General features: G+C 56.5%; 18 protein-coding genes. 11 read left to right on the top strand and 7 right to left on the bottom strand.

What is annotated here, in order from left to right:
* Positions 1–15: 15 nt before the first annotated feature.
* Together J9777_RS10455 and J9777_RS10450 are read right to left on the bottom strand one after the other, a co-directional pair.
* Positions 16–462 carry a GtrA family protein gene (locus J9777_RS10455; protein WP_209348782.1) on the bottom strand — a complete coding sequence of 149 codons (447 nt, stop codon included), beginning with the start codon at positions 460–462 and terminating at the stop codon, positions 16–18.
* Positions 463–467: 5 nt separating this feature from the next.
* Positions 468–1,193, bottom strand: coding sequence for a ferritin-like domain-containing protein (locus J9777_RS10450; RefSeq protein ID WP_245228706.1), 726 nt, complete (start codon positions 1,191–1,193; stop codon positions 468–470).
* Positions 1,194–1,285: 92 nt separating this feature from the next.
* Between J9777_RS10450 and yaaA the strand changes: the two genes are divergently transcribed.
* A complete protein-coding gene (gene yaaA / locus J9777_RS10445) occupies positions 1,286–2,071 on the top strand; it encodes a peroxide stress protein YaaA (protein ID WP_209348781.1) in 786 nt (261 codons plus the stop codon).
* A gap of 6 nt (positions 2,072–2,077) precedes the next feature.
* Here the strand turns inward: yaaA and J9777_RS10440 are convergent, their stop codons facing one another.
* Positions 2,078–2,833 carry a DUF2806 domain-containing protein gene (locus tag J9777_RS10440; protein WP_209348780.1) on the bottom strand — a complete coding sequence of 252 codons (756 nt, stop codon included), beginning with the start codon at positions 2,831–2,833 and terminating at the stop codon, positions 2,078–2,080.
* 290 nt (positions 2,834–3,123) lie between these two features.
* Positions 3,124–4,632, bottom strand: a complete 1,509-nt coding sequence (locus tag J9777_RS10435) for a YifB family Mg chelatase-like AAA ATPase (RefSeq protein ID WP_209349528.1) — start codon at positions 4,630–4,632, stop codon at positions 3,124–3,126.
* A 135-nt stretch (positions 4,633–4,767) separates the two neighbouring features.
* Between J9777_RS10435 and J9777_RS10430 the strand changes: the two genes are divergently transcribed.
* From J9777_RS10430 to J9777_RS10395, 8 genes are all read left to right on the top strand, one after another.
* Positions 4,768–7,074, top strand: coding sequence for a CRTAC1 family protein (locus J9777_RS10430; RefSeq protein WP_209348779.1), 2,307 nt, complete (start codon positions 4,768–4,770; stop codon positions 7,072–7,074).
* A 105-nt stretch (positions 7,075–7,179) separates the two neighbouring features.
* Positions 7,180–8,037, top strand: coding sequence for an alpha/beta hydrolase (locus J9777_RS10425; protein ID WP_209348778.1), 858 nt, complete (start codon positions 7,180–7,182; stop codon positions 8,035–8,037).
* Positions 8,038–8,102: 65 nt separating this feature from the next.
* Positions 8,103–8,237, top strand: coding sequence for a 50S ribosomal protein L34 (gene rpmH / locus J9777_RS10420; RefSeq protein ID WP_067784371.1), 135 nt, complete (start codon positions 8,103–8,105; stop codon positions 8,235–8,237).
* A 245-nt stretch (positions 8,238–8,482) separates the two neighbouring features.
* Positions 8,483–8,920, top strand: a complete 438-nt coding sequence (gene rnpA / locus J9777_RS10415; RefSeq protein WP_209348777.1) for a ribonuclease P protein component — start codon at positions 8,483–8,485, stop codon at positions 8,918–8,920.
* Positions 8,921–8,972: 52 nt separating this feature from the next.
* On the top strand, positions 8,973–9,182 hold the full coding sequence (gene yidD / locus J9777_RS10410) for a membrane protein insertion efficiency factor YidD (protein ID WP_209348776.1): 210 nt from the start codon (positions 8,973–8,975) through the stop codon (positions 9,180–9,182).
* 60 nt (positions 9,183–9,242) lie between these two features.
* Entirely contained in the window at positions 9,243–11,030 is a 1,788-nt protein-coding gene (gene yidC, locus J9777_RS10405) for a membrane protein insertase YidC (protein ID WP_209348775.1), read from the top strand.
* Positions 11,030–11,707 (top strand): ribosome biogenesis GTP-binding protein YihA/YsxC, encoded by a 678-nt coding sequence (gene yihA, locus J9777_RS10400; RefSeq protein WP_209348774.1) that lies wholly within the window; start codon positions 11,030–11,032, stop codon positions 11,705–11,707. Before yidC ends, yihA begins: the two co-directional genes overlap by 1 nt.
* 2 nt (positions 11,708–11,709) lie before the next feature.
* Positions 11,710–12,096: a VOC family protein gene (locus J9777_RS10395; protein WP_209348773.1), complete on the top strand. Its 387-nt coding sequence runs from the start codon at positions 11,710–11,712 to the stop codon at positions 12,094–12,096.
* Between the two features lie 367 nt (positions 12,097–12,463).
* On the opposite strand, the gene J9777_RS10390 is transcribed toward J9777_RS10395, so the two are convergent.
* Positions 12,464–13,657, bottom strand: coding sequence for an acyl-CoA dehydrogenase family protein (locus tag J9777_RS10390; RefSeq protein WP_209348772.1), 1,194 nt, complete (start codon positions 13,655–13,657; stop codon positions 12,464–12,466).
* Positions 13,658–13,686: 29 nt separating this feature from the next.
* Positions 13,687–14,106 (bottom strand): VOC family protein, encoded by a 420-nt coding sequence (locus J9777_RS10385; RefSeq protein WP_209348771.1) that lies wholly within the window; start codon positions 14,104–14,106, stop codon positions 13,687–13,689.
* 384 nt (positions 14,107–14,490) lie between these two features.
* Between J9777_RS10385 and J9777_RS10380 the strand changes: the two genes are divergently transcribed.
* Positions 14,491–15,156, top strand: a complete 666-nt coding sequence (locus tag J9777_RS10380; RefSeq protein WP_209349527.1) for a glutathione S-transferase family protein — start codon at positions 14,491–14,493, stop codon at positions 15,154–15,156.
* Entirely contained in the window at positions 15,117–16,061 is a 945-nt protein-coding gene (locus tag J9777_RS10375) for a S1/P1 nuclease (RefSeq protein WP_348631987.1), read from the top strand. Before J9777_RS10380 ends, J9777_RS10375 begins: the two co-directional genes overlap by 40 nt.
* 6 nt (positions 16,062–16,067) lie before the next feature.
* Here J9777_RS10375 and J9777_RS10370 read toward each other — a convergent pair whose 3' ends face one another.
* A complete protein-coding gene (locus tag J9777_RS10370; protein ID WP_209349525.1) occupies positions 16,068–16,535 on the bottom strand; it encodes a cupin domain-containing protein in 468 nt (155 codons plus the stop codon).
* Positions 16,536–16,554 lie beyond the last annotated feature (19 nt).

The raw sequence follows: 16,554 nt of genomic DNA, 5'->3' as shown, positions 1-16,554 counted from the left end.
CGCGTAGTTGGGCAATCAAACTCGCCGGAAATTCCACACTGCGTTGAGTACAAACATGGTGAGCCCCGCAATCACCGAAACGAGAATCCGTGCAACGTAAAGATTGATCGGCGTATATTCGCGGAGCAGCGCCATCGCCCCCATCGTGATGAGCAGTCCGATCAGACCGTTGATCAGGAATAGCACCCAACCCATGGTCACTGCCCGGTCGGTCCCTTTGAATATCCATGTTCGTCCAAGGATATAATGCAGCGTGTTGGGGATGATGAAGCTGATCCCGGTCGCGGCAATTTCGTTCATCGCGAACTGTTCGACCAGCAGCCATAATACGGCCAGCCCGACCAGAAACGCGCCGGTGCTGACCACCGTGTTGCGCGCGAGCATCCAGCCAACGCGCGGCTTGAACAAGCGATTGAGAAGTGGCGGCTTGGGCGTGTGCCCAGCCAGAAAGGGCGGCTCCATTGGGGTTAAGCCAATCCGGCTTCGGCCAAGGTCGGTTCCGGCAGACGGGGGCGGCGCGAATACCGATCCGGATTTTCCTCGGCATCATCGGCCCAGTCGGTTCGCCGCTTTGAAAACGGATTGAGGAACAGCAGCGGAAGCTTGATAAACAGCAATTCCGAATGGATCAGACCATCAACGCCGCGTTCCCACCATTTGGGTTCGCGCTTGGCGTGATCGCGCAGCCATCCATCATAGGGTGTCCAATGGCTTGGTTCGTCCTTCTTGATGATCTGGAAAATCTTCACCAGCGCCGGATCCGATTTCACGAAGCGATTGGCGAGCAGAATCTCCACCTGCTTGTACCCGCGCTTCTCAGTCAGAGAGATCACCCGGCACATCCGCTCGAACAGCTCGTCGCGATCGATCACTTCCTGCGTATCAAGATTGTCGATCGAGCGGCCAAACATAATCTCGATAAAGCGGTCGATATGGCCGAACATCCGCCCGACCGAGAGCGGGCGCGTGCCGCGCAATTCGAACCAGCGTTTGAACATTACATAATGTTTGCGCTCATCCGCGCGATGCTGCTCAATCGCAGCAATCAGCGCGGTATCGTCCGGAGAGCGCACCCGCACCGCATCCAGCACACGGTCAATCGCGGTATAACCACGGTGCTCATTATAGATGTAAATCGACCCGAGAAGATCGAGATAACGATGACCGAATTTGCGACCAAGCCATTGAATCATTGCGCGCTCCTGCCGCGATCGTAATGGCTATTCGGCATAATTGGAAATCAATGTTCTTGATATCCGCCGCGATAGCACCGAGATACCAGCCTATGATTACTTTGCTCTCGCCCGCCAAAAAGCTGAATTTTGACCCGCTGGAAACGTCGCTGGATATTACGAGCCCGCGTCTGACAGACGACACGCGCGAGATTGCTGGCGTTGCTAAAAAGCAATCGGCGGCAGATTTGAAGCGTCTGATGAAGATTTCAGACAATCTGGCAGAGCTCAATGCAGAGCGGTTCAAGGCCTTCGATCTGGATGGACGGAGCAACTCGGCAAAACCCGCCGGTCTGACCTTTGATGGCGATGTCTATTGGGGGCTTGAGGCGAAGAGCATGGGCGATGAAACGCTCACCTATGCGCAGGCACATTTGCGGATTCTGTCTGGCCTATACGGCCTGCTGCGTCCGATGGATGCGATACAGCCCTACCGCCTGGAAATGGGCACTAAGATGAAGAATGCGCGCGGCAAGTCACTCTATGATTTCTGGGGCAGCACTATCGCCGAGACGCTTGATGGCGACCTGTCAGACCATGATGACCGGACGGTAGTGAATCTCGCCTCCAACGAGTATTTCAAGGCCGTAGACCGCGATGCGCTCTCCGCCCCCGTCATCACCGCGAACTTCCTCAACGTGAAAGACGGCGAGGCACGCGCGCTGATGTATCACGTAAAATTCGCCCGCGGCCTGATGGCGCGGTGGATCATGGACAACCGCATTGACCGCGCCGAGGACCTGAAAGACTTCAACGCCGAGGGTTACAAGTTCGACGCCAAGGCCTCGAGTGACAGTGATATGGTGTTTTCTAGGAAGCAGCCGCCGGTGAAGAAGTAAGGTTGGTCAGAGCGCCAAACCATTCACAGTTCCGATCGGCACTGCCCAATAACCATTTGATCTCGGAGCAATTGAGACAAGCTCCACTTTATGAAGGCGTTGCCCCTGCAGTTGACAGGCGAGTTGCATAAAGCGCTCCTTCTCATCGCCGATATTGAGCATGGAGAAAATTTCATGACCGGACTTAGAAAGTATCACACAGGTTTTGAAGGTTATCGTGAGGCCCGGAGGTCCTGTTAAAGCTAGGCCGATCTTCTTTCCGGGCACAATGGACGTGCCGTCATCACCCAATTGGTAAGTCCGTTCTACTCCATTGAGTCCCTTGGTTAATAGTCCAGTATGCTCAAGCGCGATAAAGTTGTCATAAAAATCAGTTGCTTGAGCGTCACCAACTAAGTTTCGTGGGAAAAAATCGCCTACTAGGTACTTCGAAAGTAATTCGCAGCTTGTAGCAGTTTCACGGTCAAGCTCTGAAATGAATCGGAGAGTTCTTTTCGAGAATGACTTTGGATTCCGTATCTCGCTAGCAAGAACTGAGCCCCAAAGTCGTTGAAACTGTTCACTAGATGAGTCTTCAGCAAATCGTTCAAACATGTTGAGCCAATCATGCTCTACTTCATGCGCTGCGGCCTGTCCGTGATCGGAATTGCCGTTTGATTCATGTGAAGATTCCAATTCTTCCACGGCCGCTTCAACGATCTTTTCCTTGTTAACTTGCTTTCTTAGTGCACTCGGGAGCCACGCCTGCATGGCGGCAGTCACAAGCTCCGGATTCTCTATTGCCTCTTGAGCAGCCGCTTATGCCAACTTGCGTGTCATGAGAGATTTAGCATCTGTGCCGTCTTCCACGCTCTGGACTGGCTTCCTCAACCAGGCAGCTGCATAGGCACCGACGCCTCCTATTAGCCTCGAAAAGGCCTTCAGCGCACTCGTCTGGACTGGTTCTGGAATAGCAGACCAAGCGTCAGGGAGGTTTTTCGAGATGGCCCCAAGGCCCTCATCACTATTTTCCATCGCGCCTCACTAGACGAACTGGCAGAGTTTGAGAAATCTCAAGCCCTCGGTGCTTGCCTGCGATAACTCAGCGCCTCCGCCACATGGATACGCCCAACGCCCTCCGCTTCCCCCAAATCCGCTACCGTCCGTGCCACTCGGAGCATCCGCGTATAGGCGCGCGCGGACAGGCGCATGGCTTCGGCGGCTTGCATCAGGAGTTTACGGCCAGCTTCATCGGGTGTTGCGAATTTCTCTAGAGCGTCGCCGTCCAATTCGGCGTTGGTTCTGGCGCCGGTTTTCTCGAAACGAGCGGTTTGGATGGCGCGAGCCTGAGCTACTCTAGCGGCGACGTCTGCGGTACCCTCAGCAGGTGGTGGCAGGGCGAGGTCCATCGCGCTGACAGGATCGACATCGACATGCAGATCAATCCGGTCGAGCATCGGTCCGCTGACTTTGCTTTGGTAATCGGCAGCGCATTTGGGTGCGCGCGAACAGGCCAAAGCCGGATCGCCCAGATGCCCGCAGCGGCACGGGTTCATTGCCGCGATCAGCTGGACCCGCGCGGGGAAGCTGACATGCGCGTTGGCGCGCGCGACATCGACTTTGCCGGTTTCGAGCGGTTGGCGCAGCGAGTCGAGAACAGCGCGCTGGAACTCTGGCAATTCATCCAGAAACAGCACACCCAAATGCGCGAGGCTGACTTCACCCGGTTTCACTTTCAGCCCTCCACCGGTCAGCGCCGCCATGCTCGCCGAATGATGCGGCGCGCGGAAGGGTCTAGCGCGGCTGATCCGCCCGCTTTCGAGCGTTCCGGAGATCGATTGCACCATCGACACTTCGAGCGCTTCGGACGGGGTCAGCTCGGGTAAAATTCCCGGGAGGCAAGAAGCCAGCAGACTTTTTCCCGCACCGGGTGGGCCATTCATCAGCAGATTGTGTCCGCCTGCCGCCGCGATTTCCAAGGCACGTTTGGCAGTTTCTTGACCTTTGACCATTTTCAGATCGGGACCGTGATCGGGTTCTTCGACTTCGCCGCGCTCGGGCTCAGGAAGCTGCGATGTACCTTTCAAATGGTTGAGCAGGCTGACCAGATCGGGCGCGGCGCAGACCGGAATGCCGCTGGCCCAGCGTGCCTCCGCGCCTTGCGAGGCCGGGCAGATCAGGCCCGCTTCCTCCTCGCTCGCATGAAGCGCAGCGAGCAATACGCCGGGTGATTCGACGACGCGCCCGTCAAGCGCCAATTCGCCCACCGCAATCCAGTCTCCCAATTGCTCGGCATCGGTGACACCCATCACGGCCAGCAATGCCAGCGCAATCGGCAGATCGTAATGCGATCCTTCTTTGGGCAAATCGGCGGGCGAGAGATTGATTGTGATCCGCTTGGGCGGCAGCGCGAGACCCATCGAGGAGAGCGCGGCACGCACGCGTTCCTTGCTTTCAGCAACCGCCTTATCCGCCAATCCGACCACATTGAAATTCGGAAGTCCCGGCGCGAGAGCGCATTGCACTTCTACTGCGCGCGCTTCCAGCCCGAGATAAGCGACCGTCCTGACCAATGCGACCACGCGCATCATCCCCCAATAGACTGGTCCTCACCGCCGCACGGTGTGGCGGGAATTTTGTACCGAGTCGAGGGTTCACATGATCCACGGCATAAAGTACTTATCTGCAATACTTGGTTTACAGGGGTTCACGGCGCGATGATTAAGAAGATTTTGATTGTGGTGACTTTATTGGCTGTAGTAATCGGCTTCTTTGCTGTGCGTGACCTGCGGACCGATCGCAAATTTAGAACCACTATGGCCGAGCATGTCGAGGGGATCACAGTCCGCTCTGGTACCGATGGCATGATCGCGATGCTGGCCGATGTGAACGATTATCGCGACGGCTCGGTGATCGGCAATTGGTATGGCAGAATGAGCCGTGCGAGAGTTCTATCAGGCACAATCGAAAATGAGACTGATGCGCGCGGTCACCAAAAGATCGCAAATCGCTATTTGAGAGCGGGTGACACCGAAGATGCTCTGGAGGTGTTTCATCTCATCGAGGCAGCTGGCGAAAGCGCCAATCTGCCGGATGAATTCCAAGCCGAGATAGAAAACTGGATCGCGTTGTCTTACCTCAGAATGGGCGAGCAGCAGAACTGCTTCAACAACCCTCACGCGTCGGCTTGTATCCTCCCGCTTGATCCCGAAGCCATTCACCAAATGCGCGAGGGGTCAACCAAGGCGATTGAATATTACCAAGGCAAAATTCTCCCTCGCGAGCCGGACAATTATGGCGCGAAATGGCTGCTCAACGTCGCCTATATGACGCTGGGCGAGTACCCCGGTGGGGTGCCCGAAGAGCATTTGATTCCGATGCCGGGATTGGTCGAGAATTATGACGGCACTACCTTCAAGAACGTGGCCGATTTTGCTGGCGTGGACGATATGAATCTTTCGGGCGGAACCTTAGTCGACGATTTCGACAATGACGGCTTGCTCGATATATTCACTACCGCTTGGAATATGGATGGCCGTATTCATTTCTACTTGCGCAATGAAGACGGCACATTTCGCGATCATACCGAAGCGGCTGGGTTGAGCGGATTGGGCGGCGGTCTCAATGCGACCCACGCCGATTACAATAATGACGGCTATCCAGATGCCTATGTGATGCGCGGCGCATGGGGCGGAGAATTCGGCGTTGTGCCCAATTCGTTGCTCAAGAATAATGGCGATGGCACATTCACCGATGTCACCGTGGATGCGGGCGTGCTTGAATTTGAACCCACCGGCGCGTCGGCCTTTGCCGATCTCAATAATGATGGCTGGTTGGATTTGGTCGTTTCCAATGAAAAGCAAGGGGAGGTCCGGCCACACGGCATAATCAGCATCTTTATGAATGACCAAAAAGGTGGTTTTTCCCGCCTTCCCGAAGACCGCGGCATCAAACTGGATTGTAGCTCTAAGGGTGTCGCCATTGGTGACTATGACGGTGATAGCTACGCCGATATCTTCATCTCCTGCCTGCGTGGTGAGAATATGCTGATGCGCAATGTCATGGGCGAAAACGATGGTGTTCTGGCGTTTGACGATGTCACCGAGAAGGCTGGCGTTGCTCAGCCCATCTTCAGCTTTGCAAGCTGGTTCTTCGACTATGACAATGATGGTTTGGAGGATCTGTTTGTCGCCAGCTACGATTTTGGCAATAAATCGGCGTCAGCCGGGATTATGGCGCGTAGCTATGCGGGAATTGAAGCGAGTGAATCGCACCCTGCGCTTTACCGCAATCTCGGCGATGGCCGATTTGAAGACGTCAGTCAGAGTGCTGGTCTGATGGCACCAAGTTTCACAATGGGCGCGAATTTTGGCGACTTCAACAATGATGGCTGGCTGGATATGTATTGGGGGACTGGCGAGCCTCCATATGACTCCGTCTATCCCAATACCGCGCTTTTGAATCAGGACGGCAAGTCGTTCCTTGATATTACTGCTTCATCGGGATTGGGCCATATTCAAAAGGGTCACGGCATTGCGTTTGCTGATTTTGATCATGATGGTGACCAAGACATTTTTGCGCAAATGGGCGGCGAGCAGCCAGGCGATGTTTTCCAGAACGCACTGTTCGAGAATCGTCTTGGTAGCCGCGACATCGACAACAAATGGCTCAAGCTGAAACTTGAAGGCAAGCGGAGCAATCGGGGCGCCATCGGTGCGCGTGTCAGAGTCGATGTAGTGATGCAGGACGGCAGTCAGCGCTCGCTCTACCGGACGGTCAATACCGGCAGCAGCTTCGGTAGCAGTCCATTGTTACGGCATATCGGACTCGGCAAGGCCGAGAGTGTTTCGCGCGTAATCGTCGAATGGCCAGCCTCCGGCATAACCCAACCTTTGACCGGCTTCGATGTGAATTCCGCGTACAGGATTGTGGAAGGGCGGACCGATTTTGAAAAAGTGCCAATCGATCTGCGGCGCTTCACCCGTGCAACCAAACCCAAGATGCACGATCACAGCGCGATGTGAGTCTCAAGTATGGTCAATGTCCGGCGGATTGTTTTCTGCTTGGTAACCCGATTGAAACCCTAAACCTTCGTAATTGCCCAACAGGGTGTCCTGTAACGATACGCCATGCGCATCGTTATTGCTCTTTTCTTTGCTCTCGCCGCCCTCCTCGCCGGACCCGTTTCTGCGCAAGTTTCTGGGCAGGTACTGTCAGTCGAGACCTATGTCGAGGAATGGAGCGAGGCAAAGCAGCAATGGGTGCGAGTTGAAGCCCAAGCAGAAGAGGGCGCGGATCGCTTCGCGGCATCTGCACCGAAGTCTGCCCAACAATCCGACGCGATTGCCACCTATGGCCCCTTCCGGGCGATTGACCAGGATCACGCGGAGCTGGTGGGCGTTACTGATCGCGCCTCGCCAGCGGATTTCGCTGCGCTCCTCGCGGATTTTCCGGCGCTTAAAACGCTCAAGCTGATTGAGGCACCGGGCACTGATGATGACCTAGCCAATATGAAAGTTGGCCGAATGATACGCGCGGCGGGCATCGATACGCATGTGCCCCACGGCGGATCGGTCCGTTCGGGTGCGGTCGAACTGTTCTTGGCAGGTGCGAATCGGCGGATCGATGATGGCGCGGAGTTCGCAGTGCACTCATGGATCGACGCAAAAGGCCGCCAGCCGCAGGACTTCGCGATGGATGCAACGCCGAACCGGATGTATCTCGATTATTACCGCGAAATGGGCATGACCTCGGACGAAGCCGTCAAGTTCTACGCAATGACCAACTCGGTCGGCTACTCGGACGCTAAATGGCTGACAGCGCAGGATATGCGCGGCTGGATCGGGCAGAAAGAGGCTACGCAGACCGTCTTTGCAGGTGCGACTGTGAAACCAGTATTCATGGTGACTCAGGACGTTGCAAGCGAGTCGGAAGTCAAAGTGCAGCCGCGCATTGCATATCTTGACTTAGACGCGCTGCTCCCTTAATTGCGCGCTCCATACAGGCGGTCGCCTTTTCGGGCGGCCCTTTTTTATTTGATTTAGGTGTTCTCATGAAGCGTACTTTTCAGCCAAGCAATCTCGTGCGCGCACGCCGTCACGGTTTCTTTGCCCGCAAAAAAACAGTCGGTGGCCGCAAAGTTCTCCGCGCTCGCCGTGCACGCGGGCGGAAAAAGCTCTCCGCTTAATTTGTTTTAGCCGAGCTTTGTTCGGCCCCTCAGTCGCCGGGCGGGATGCATCCGCATCCCTTGGCTACCTCGCATAAGCTCGGGCGGCCGGTCGGCCTTGCGGGACCTTGCGGTCCCGAATTTTTCCAAGCCATCGATATTCGATCCAAACCTTGGTCACGGCAGTCAGCGCACGACCGTGCGCCGCGCCGTTGCGCGGAAGCCTAAGTGAGCGGATGCGAACGCCGGCGCTTGAGGCTAAACAAATGACTCTGCCAGTATCACGCGCTATTCCTTCTACCGTGACTACTTCGCCCCCATCCAAACCCACCGTAATTTGCCAGCGGCGCGATTTCCTTGCGGCGAATAGCGGCATTCGTGTTGCGCGGCCCGGTTTTGTTTTACTGGCCCGTCCGAACGGGGGTCTCGGCACGCGCTACGGGATCACTGTCACCAAGCGAATCGGTAATGCGGTTGTCCGCAACCGGATGAAGCGGCGCTTTCGCGAATTGCTGTGGGATGCGCTGCCAGAGGCCGGGCTTCCCGACCATGACCATATTCTGATCGGGCGGGATCGCGGAGTTGAGCGGGATTTCACTACCCTGAAAACTGAATTGCATGCCGCTTTGACGCGCGCATTAGAGGGCAAAACCGATCCGCCCCGAAAACACGGAAACCGGCCGCGCACAGGCAATCGCCGCTAGCTGCAGGTGTATTACTCTGGTAAATCAGCAAATTGTTCTTATTTAGCCGTCAGTGAAAACCATCTTCATCTGGATTGCCCGTGGTTGGCAGCTTGGTCCTTCGCGGATTTTGCCGCCGACTTGCCGGTTTGCGCCATCGTGCAGCGAATATGCGATTCAGGCGCTCGGCAAGTATGGCGCAATCAAGGGTGGATGGTTGGCGCTTAAGCGTATATTGCGCTGCCACCCTTGGGGGGGACATGGCCACGATCCGGTACCGTAACCGAATATTGGCGGCGTCCTTCACCCATGACCAAACAGACTAAACAGGCGGAATTCAATCTTGGATAATCAGCGTAATCTTCTGCTCGCGGTAGTGCTTTGCGGCCTTATGCTTGTCGGCTGGGAAGCGGGCATGAGCTACTTCTACCCCGACCGGAATGTCACCCCGACTGAAGAAGTCGCCGCGACCACCGCGCCTGATGGCACACCGGTGGCAACGCCCGCCGCAACCGCTGCTTCACCGGCCAGCCTTGGCGATACCGCTCCAACTGCAGCCGCGCAGCCGGTTGATCTGGATACGGCGCTGAAAGCTGGCGAGCGCATCACTATCGATTCGCCCGAAGTGCTCGGTACGATCAACACGGTCGGTGCACGGCTGGATGATATTACGCTCAAAACACATCGCCAGACGGTCGAGAAAGACAGCGGCAATGTGCGCATTTTCTCTCCCAAAGGTACCGATGAGCAGCATTATGCGCGCTTCGGTTGGCTGGGCGAGGGCGTCAACGTTCCGCAGGCGGATACCGTTTGGCAAGCGTCTGGCGGTTCGCTGACACAGGATAACGCCGTCACACTGCGTCATGACAATGGTGAGGGTCAGCTGTTCACCATCGAATTTGCGATTGACGAGCATTACATGATCACTGCCAAGCAGACCGTTGCCAATACCGGCGCTGGCCCGATTGTCGTGCAGCCATATGGCTTGATTGACCGGACAACCGACAATGCATCGGCGGGCACATTCAACGTCCACTCCGGCCCGTTCGGCAATTTTGGCGACGGAATCCGTTTCGGCCCTGATTATGATGAATTGGCCGAAGACGCCGCAGAAGGGAATAATGAAGGCCGCGTCCATTGGATCGGCTTCACCGACATTTATTGGATGTCTGTCCTGATCCCGCAGGACGATAGCAATACCGATGCAATGTTCCGCTCGCTCGGAAACAATCTGTTTCGCGCTGATGTCTCGTACCAGCCCTTCACAGTGGCTGCGGGCACGCAGGTTGAGCGAACCACACAATTGTTCGCAGGTGCCAAGGAAACTGCGGTTCTCGACCAGTACGAAAACGCCGGGATCGATAAGTTCGGCAAGGCCGTGGACTGGGGCTGGTTCGAGATCATCGCATGGCCCATCTGGTGGCTGCTGACGCATCTGTTCGCATTGGTGGGCAATTTCGGTCTCGCGATTATTGGTCTGACTGTTCTGATCCGTCTGGTGCTGTTCCCGATCGCGCAGAAGCAATTTGCTTCGATGGCGGCGATGAAGGCTATCCAACCGAAAATGAAGGCGATCCAGGAACGCTACAAAGACGATAAGCAGAAGCAGCAGCAAGAGATCATGGCTCTGTATAAGAAGGAAAAGGTCAATCCGCTCGCGGGCTGTCTTCCGATCTTGATCCAGATCCCGATCTTCTTCGCGCTGTACAAAACGCTGATCCTCGCGATTGAAATGCGGCACCAACCGTTTGTGCTGTGGCTGAAAGATTTGTCCGCGCCCGATCCGGCGACGATCCTCAATCTGTTCGGCTATCTGCCGTTCGATGTGCCTAGCCTGCTGGCGATTGGCCCGCTTGCGATCCTGCTTGGTGTCACCATGTGGCTGACGTTCAAGATGAACCCGACCGCGATGGATCCGATCCAGCAGCAAATCTTCAACATCATGCCGTGGATGCTGATGTTTGTGATGGCGCCGTTCGCGGCTGGCTTGCTGCTCTACTGGGTAACCAACAACGTGCTGACGCTGGCGCAGCAGACTTATCTCTATTCGAAGCACCCACAATTGAGGGCAGCGGCGGAGAAGGAAAAGGCTGATAAAGCAGCAGCCGCAGCGCGGGATGCGAAAGGGTAATGAAGGCGCTCAGCCCAGAAGAGCTTGAAGCACAAGAGGAAGCCGCGCGGATCGAGCTGGCCAAACGTGCGTCCAAGCTGTTCTCGGGCCGGGTCGACTTTCTGCTTTCCGCGCCGCAGTTGAAGTTTCTGCCCGAACCGACCGTGCCTGAAATCGCCTTTTGCGGCCGCTCCAATGTCGGCAAGTCGAGCCTTCTCAACGCGATCACGGGTCGCAAGTCCATCGCGCGTGCTTCGGTGACACCCGGGCGGACGCAGGAGCTCAACATCTTCGAAGTCGGTGACCCGACACTGTTCCGGCTGGTTGATATGCCGGGTTACGGTTTTGCCAAGGCCCCGCTCAAAGTGGTCGAGCAATGGAAGAAGCTGATCAAAACCTATTTGCGCGGACGACAGGTTCTGAACCGCACGCTGATGCTGGTCGATGCGCGTCACGGCTTGAAAGACGTCGACCGTGAAATGATGACGATGCTCGATGAAGCCGCCGTCAGCTACCGCGTGGTCCTGACCAAAGCCGACAAGATCAAAGCCAGCGCGCTAGAAGCAGTGACTGCGAAAGTTGCTGAGGAAGCCGCGAAGCACGTCGCTGCGTTTCCGGAGATGCATGTGACGAGCAGCGAAAAAGGCATGGGTATCGAAGCGCTAAGGGCGGCGGTTCTCGGGGATGCGGGGGTGTAATTATGGCGCTCAAGCTCGACCATATCACCCTGCTGGTGAGTTCGCTTGAAAAGAGCATGCCCTATTACGATACACTGCTGCCGCTGGTCGGTTTCGAGAAGCAGAAAGACCACATTTGGCACGATGGGAACGGGTTCTTCTTCCAGTTTATGCAAGCCAAGTCGGGTACGTCAGACTATGAACGCTACGGTGCGGGCATGAACCATCTAGGCTTCGAAGCCCCCGATATCGAAACGGTCGAACGCGTGCGCGTAGCGATGTCAGAGGCCGGATTTCCGGTTCCAGAAATACAAGACCTGCGCGGTGCAACGGCGCTGTTTATGAAGGACCCGGACGGCATTCGGTTTGAAGTGACATACTACGCGCCCGGCACGCCCGTGGTGGATTAGCTTGACGTCGCTCATTTCGGACAGCCGAAAGGCGCTCAAAACAAACTAGCGCTCGCTCCAGCCACAAATATGATCAGCGATACCAAAGCAATCCAATACGTAATAATCATGGGCATTCTTAGCGCATTGGCGAACGATACTGTCTCCTCAACAGCGATCATACGATAGTCTCTGGACGTCAAATAACGAACTAGCGTTCACGATTGGATCAGCCCGCGATTGTTCAAAAGGGTCGGTCGACCAGCATGGCGCCATAACGCGGGGTGCTTACGCTTGCTGGTATGGATAAAATGCCATGAGACTAGGCTTTCGGCGACAAGAGCGACGACGAAAACAATGAACGTGCCCCAGAGCAAAATACCGCTACTCACAAACCCAGCACCCTCTTCGCAATAATATTCCGTTGGATCTCGTTCGTCCCTCCGTAAATGCTCTGCGCCCGCGTGCCTAGATATGTCGCTACGCCCGGTGCGGCGAAGGATGAGTGGCCGGTCCATTCGGGGCTGACGCTGTCTGCGAATTTGCGCATGCCATGTTCGGCGGCGGCGACGCAGAATAGTTCGGTGATTTCCTGCGCGGTTTCGGTCGCCATGATTTTTAGGATCGAGGCTTCATTACTCGGCGCGCCGCCATCCTTGACCGAGCAGAGTACACGCAGAGTCGTGATCTCCAGCGCATCGACTTTGATCTCTGCGGCGCTAAGCCGGGTCGCGAAGGCCGCATCCTCGATCAATCGCCGGTTGCCGCCGGTCGGCACTTCGGAAGCAATCGCGCGGATATTGGCGAGCTGCGAGCGCTTCCCGCCGATGCGGGCATAGGATGTCCGCTCGTTGCCCAGCAGATATTGCGAATAGGTCCAGCCTTTGCCTTCCTCACCGATACGATTGGCGACCGGAACGCGCACATCCTCAAAATCGACTTGGCTCAGATGGTATTTGCCGTCGATCGAGATGATCGGCTTCACCGTCACACCCGGCTGATCCAGCTCGGCGCAGATGAAAGTGATGCCCATCTGCTTTTTTTCCTCCTGCGAGGTGCGCGTCAGCAGGAAAATCCAGTCGGCATGATTGGCGGCGGAGGTCCAGATCTTGGTCCCGTTGAGCACATATTCATCGCCATCGCGCGCCGCAGAGAATTGCACGGAGGCAAGGTCCGAGCCAGCCTCCGGCTCGCTATAGCCCTGCGCCCAGCCGACCGAACCATCGGCGATGCCCGGTAGCCACTGCGCCTGCTGTTCTTCAGTGCCGAAGGTGTAAACAACGGGGCCGACATAGACGACGCCCATCGGCGTGACCGTCGGAGCGCCCGCGCGCTCCAATTCCTCGTCAAAGATGTATTGTTCTTCGATTGACCAGCCGGGACCGCCATGTTCCTTGGGCCATGCGCTGGCGAGCCAGCCTTTCGCGCCGAGCGCCATTTCGGCCTTGCGAACTTCAGGCGTAGTCAGGCTCGCACCCGCCGCGACTTTCGCCAAAAAATCCTTGGGGTAATCATTTGCGAAGAATGATCGAACCTCCTCACGGAAGCCGAGCAGTTTGGGATCGTGGTCGAGATTCATCATCTATTCCAATTCGTGTGTGATGCGCTGGCTTAGCTGGCAAACAGCATATCGTCGCTGGCAAATGCTTTCATTTCCAGCGCGTTGCCTGCCGGATCGCGGAAGAACATTGTCGCTTGCTCGCCCGGTTTGCCTTTGAAGCGGATGGTGGGCTCGATCTCGAACTTGGTGCCTGCTGCACGGAGCCTTTCCGCCAGAGCTTTCCAATCGCTCATTTCCAGCACCACACCGAAATGCGGGACCGGGACGCCGTGGCCATCCACAGGATTCTTGAGCGCATCTCCGCTGGCATCCTCGGACAGATGTGTGACGATCTGGTGGCCGTAGAAATTGAAATCGATCCACTGGTTCGATGACCGCCCCTCCGCGCACCCAAGAACCCCACCATAAAATTCACGGGCAGCAGCGAGATCGTTGACGGGAAAAGCGAGATGGAAGGGGCGCAGGGTCATGCGGTCAACTCTAACATCGTCGTCATTCCCGCGGAAGCGCTTGCTGACCAAAGGTCAAAGCGGGAACCCAGGATGGAAGTGTGCGAGGGTTATTCTGGGTCCCCGCTTTCGCGGGGATGACGATCAGAGATTGTAGAGCCCCGATTACGTTTTCCTACATCGCCGCCATTCGGCATATGCTGCCCGATGGACCCGACCGAAGCCCGTGCTTATCTCGACGCATATCTACGCGAATTGCGAAGCCCTGCCCGGAACGGAAAACAGCGCAGAAATTTCGCATTGGACCCTGTTCCACGTGTTCCATCTGTTCAGTCTCGACAGCGAATGGATGAACGCCTACTGCCCAAAGGGAAAGCGCGTTCTGGTGGGAAGAAGGTGGATACGATGAAGCTGATCATCGGCAATAAGAACTATTCAAGCTGGTCGCTGCGCGGTTGGCTAGCGGTCAAGCAATCGGGCCTCCATTTCGATGAAATCCTCGTCAATATTGGCGGTGAGGAGTGGGCGACTGCCAAGAAGGAATCGGGCGAGATCATGCCTGCGGGCAAAGTGCCGATCCTGTGGGATGGCGACACCGTGATCTGGGATAGTCTGGCGATCATGGAATATTGCGGCGACAAGGTTGGCCGTGACCGTTTCTGGCCCAAAGATGAAACCGCGCGCGGTATGGCCCGGTCAATGGTCGCCGAGATGCACAGCAGCTACATGTCTCTACGCCGCGACTGCCCGATGAATATGCGCAAGCGTTTTGATGGTGTCACAATCAGCGACGATACCAAGGGCGATATTGTCCGCATTCTGACGCTGTGGGCAGAGGCGCGGGCGCGCTTCGGACAAGGCGGTCCCTATCTGTTTGGCACTTTCGGCGCAGCGGACATATTTTACGCGCCAATCGTCAGCCGGTTTCTGACATATGGCATAGGCGTTCCCGGATTTGCCGAAGCCTATATGCAAGCAGTGTGGGAACATGAGTGGATGCAGCAATGGTTGACCAGTGCAGAGGACGAGCAGTGGGTATTGGAACAATACGAAACGAATCCTTCGACCTGATGGTGCGGAAGTTCAGCGCGGCCGTTGCCGCTTTTGCGCTGGTGCTCTCCAGCTTGATTCCGTCTCAGGCGTTCGCCTGGGGTGGATATGGGCACCGCACTACGGGCGAAATTGCGCTGGCAAACGTGAAGCCGGAGACGCGCCGCGCGATTGCGCAACTGCTCAAATATGAAAAGCAATTGGGCACGCCTGAATGCCCGCTCGCTTCGCTGGCGGATGCGACGGTTTGGCCCGATTGCGTGCGGCGGACACGGTGGCGCTGGGGCTATACCGCAGCATGGCATTACCGCACGACGCCAATTTGCGAGGCGTATGAACCCTGGAAGAGTTGCAGCGGGGGTAATTGTGTAACTGCGCAGATCGAACGCAATCAACGCCTGCTCGCTGATGAGAGTCTTCCTGCACATATTCGGCTAGAAGCCCTCGCCTTTATGGTGCATTTTGTCGGCGATATTCACCAGCCGTTGCACTCGGGCGACAAGAGCGATCGTGGCGGTAATGACCGCGATACTGCCTATGGCATCATCCCCTATATGAATCTGCATTGGATCTGGGACGGTCCGCTTGCTGAGAGGGCGATTACCTCGACCCGGCGACCGATTGTGCGCTCCTACAGCGCCGATGAGCACGCCGAACTGGGCGCGTCTCGTGAGGGCTGGGGTACCGCAGCGGATTGGGGCCGCGAAAGCTGGCAGGCAGCGCGCGATTTTGTCTATCCCAACGCCTTCGACACGGATCCGTGTGCTAGCGATTTACCGAACGAAACTGCTTTGACGCAGGACGATATCGTGGCGGCAGTACCACTGGTGCAGAAACGCATCCGGCAAGCCGGTTTGCGGATGGCGGCGATGCTGGACCAAGCGTTCGAACCGGGCGCTTTGCCGGAGCCTGAGCGCAGACGTTAAGCGGCGTTAGGGAATCCGCTCGGCCGGATAGCGGGAGCCGTCCTTGTGCGCATAACCATCGGCGTCGAACACCATGTCGATATCGGGATACTCGCCCGAATCTGTGTCACGATCCCCGCCGCTGATCGCTATGAAAACACAGTCACTTTTGCTGCGATTGTGTAGGCGGTGGCCGTTCTCCACCTTGGCTGGCCATGCGAGTATGTCGCCCGCTGCGACGGATTTTTCGCCGCCATCCTCGATCAATATCGCTTCACCGGAGAGGATGATCACCATCTCGTCCTGACCTCTGTGCCAATGGCGTTGGGAGGAGAACGCGCCCGGCTTCAACGTCACATGGCTTGCGCCGAGTTTGGTCAAACCCGCAGTTGGTGCGAGCCTGCGATACCAGCGCCCTTGTACCTCCTCATCGAATGGAGGCGGGTAGCCAGTCGCATTGGTTTGCGGGATGGCATCAAGATTGAGCTTGGGCATGGCATTATTCTCCGGCTGG

It is taken from the genome of Pontixanthobacter sp. CEM42 (assembly GCF_017812015.1).
Taxonomy (GTDB): Bacteria; Pseudomonadota; Alphaproteobacteria; order Sphingomonadales; family Sphingomonadaceae; genus Pontixanthobacter.
Note: the sequence above shows the minus strand (reverse complement) of the source record. Positions and strands in the feature narration are given on the sequence as shown.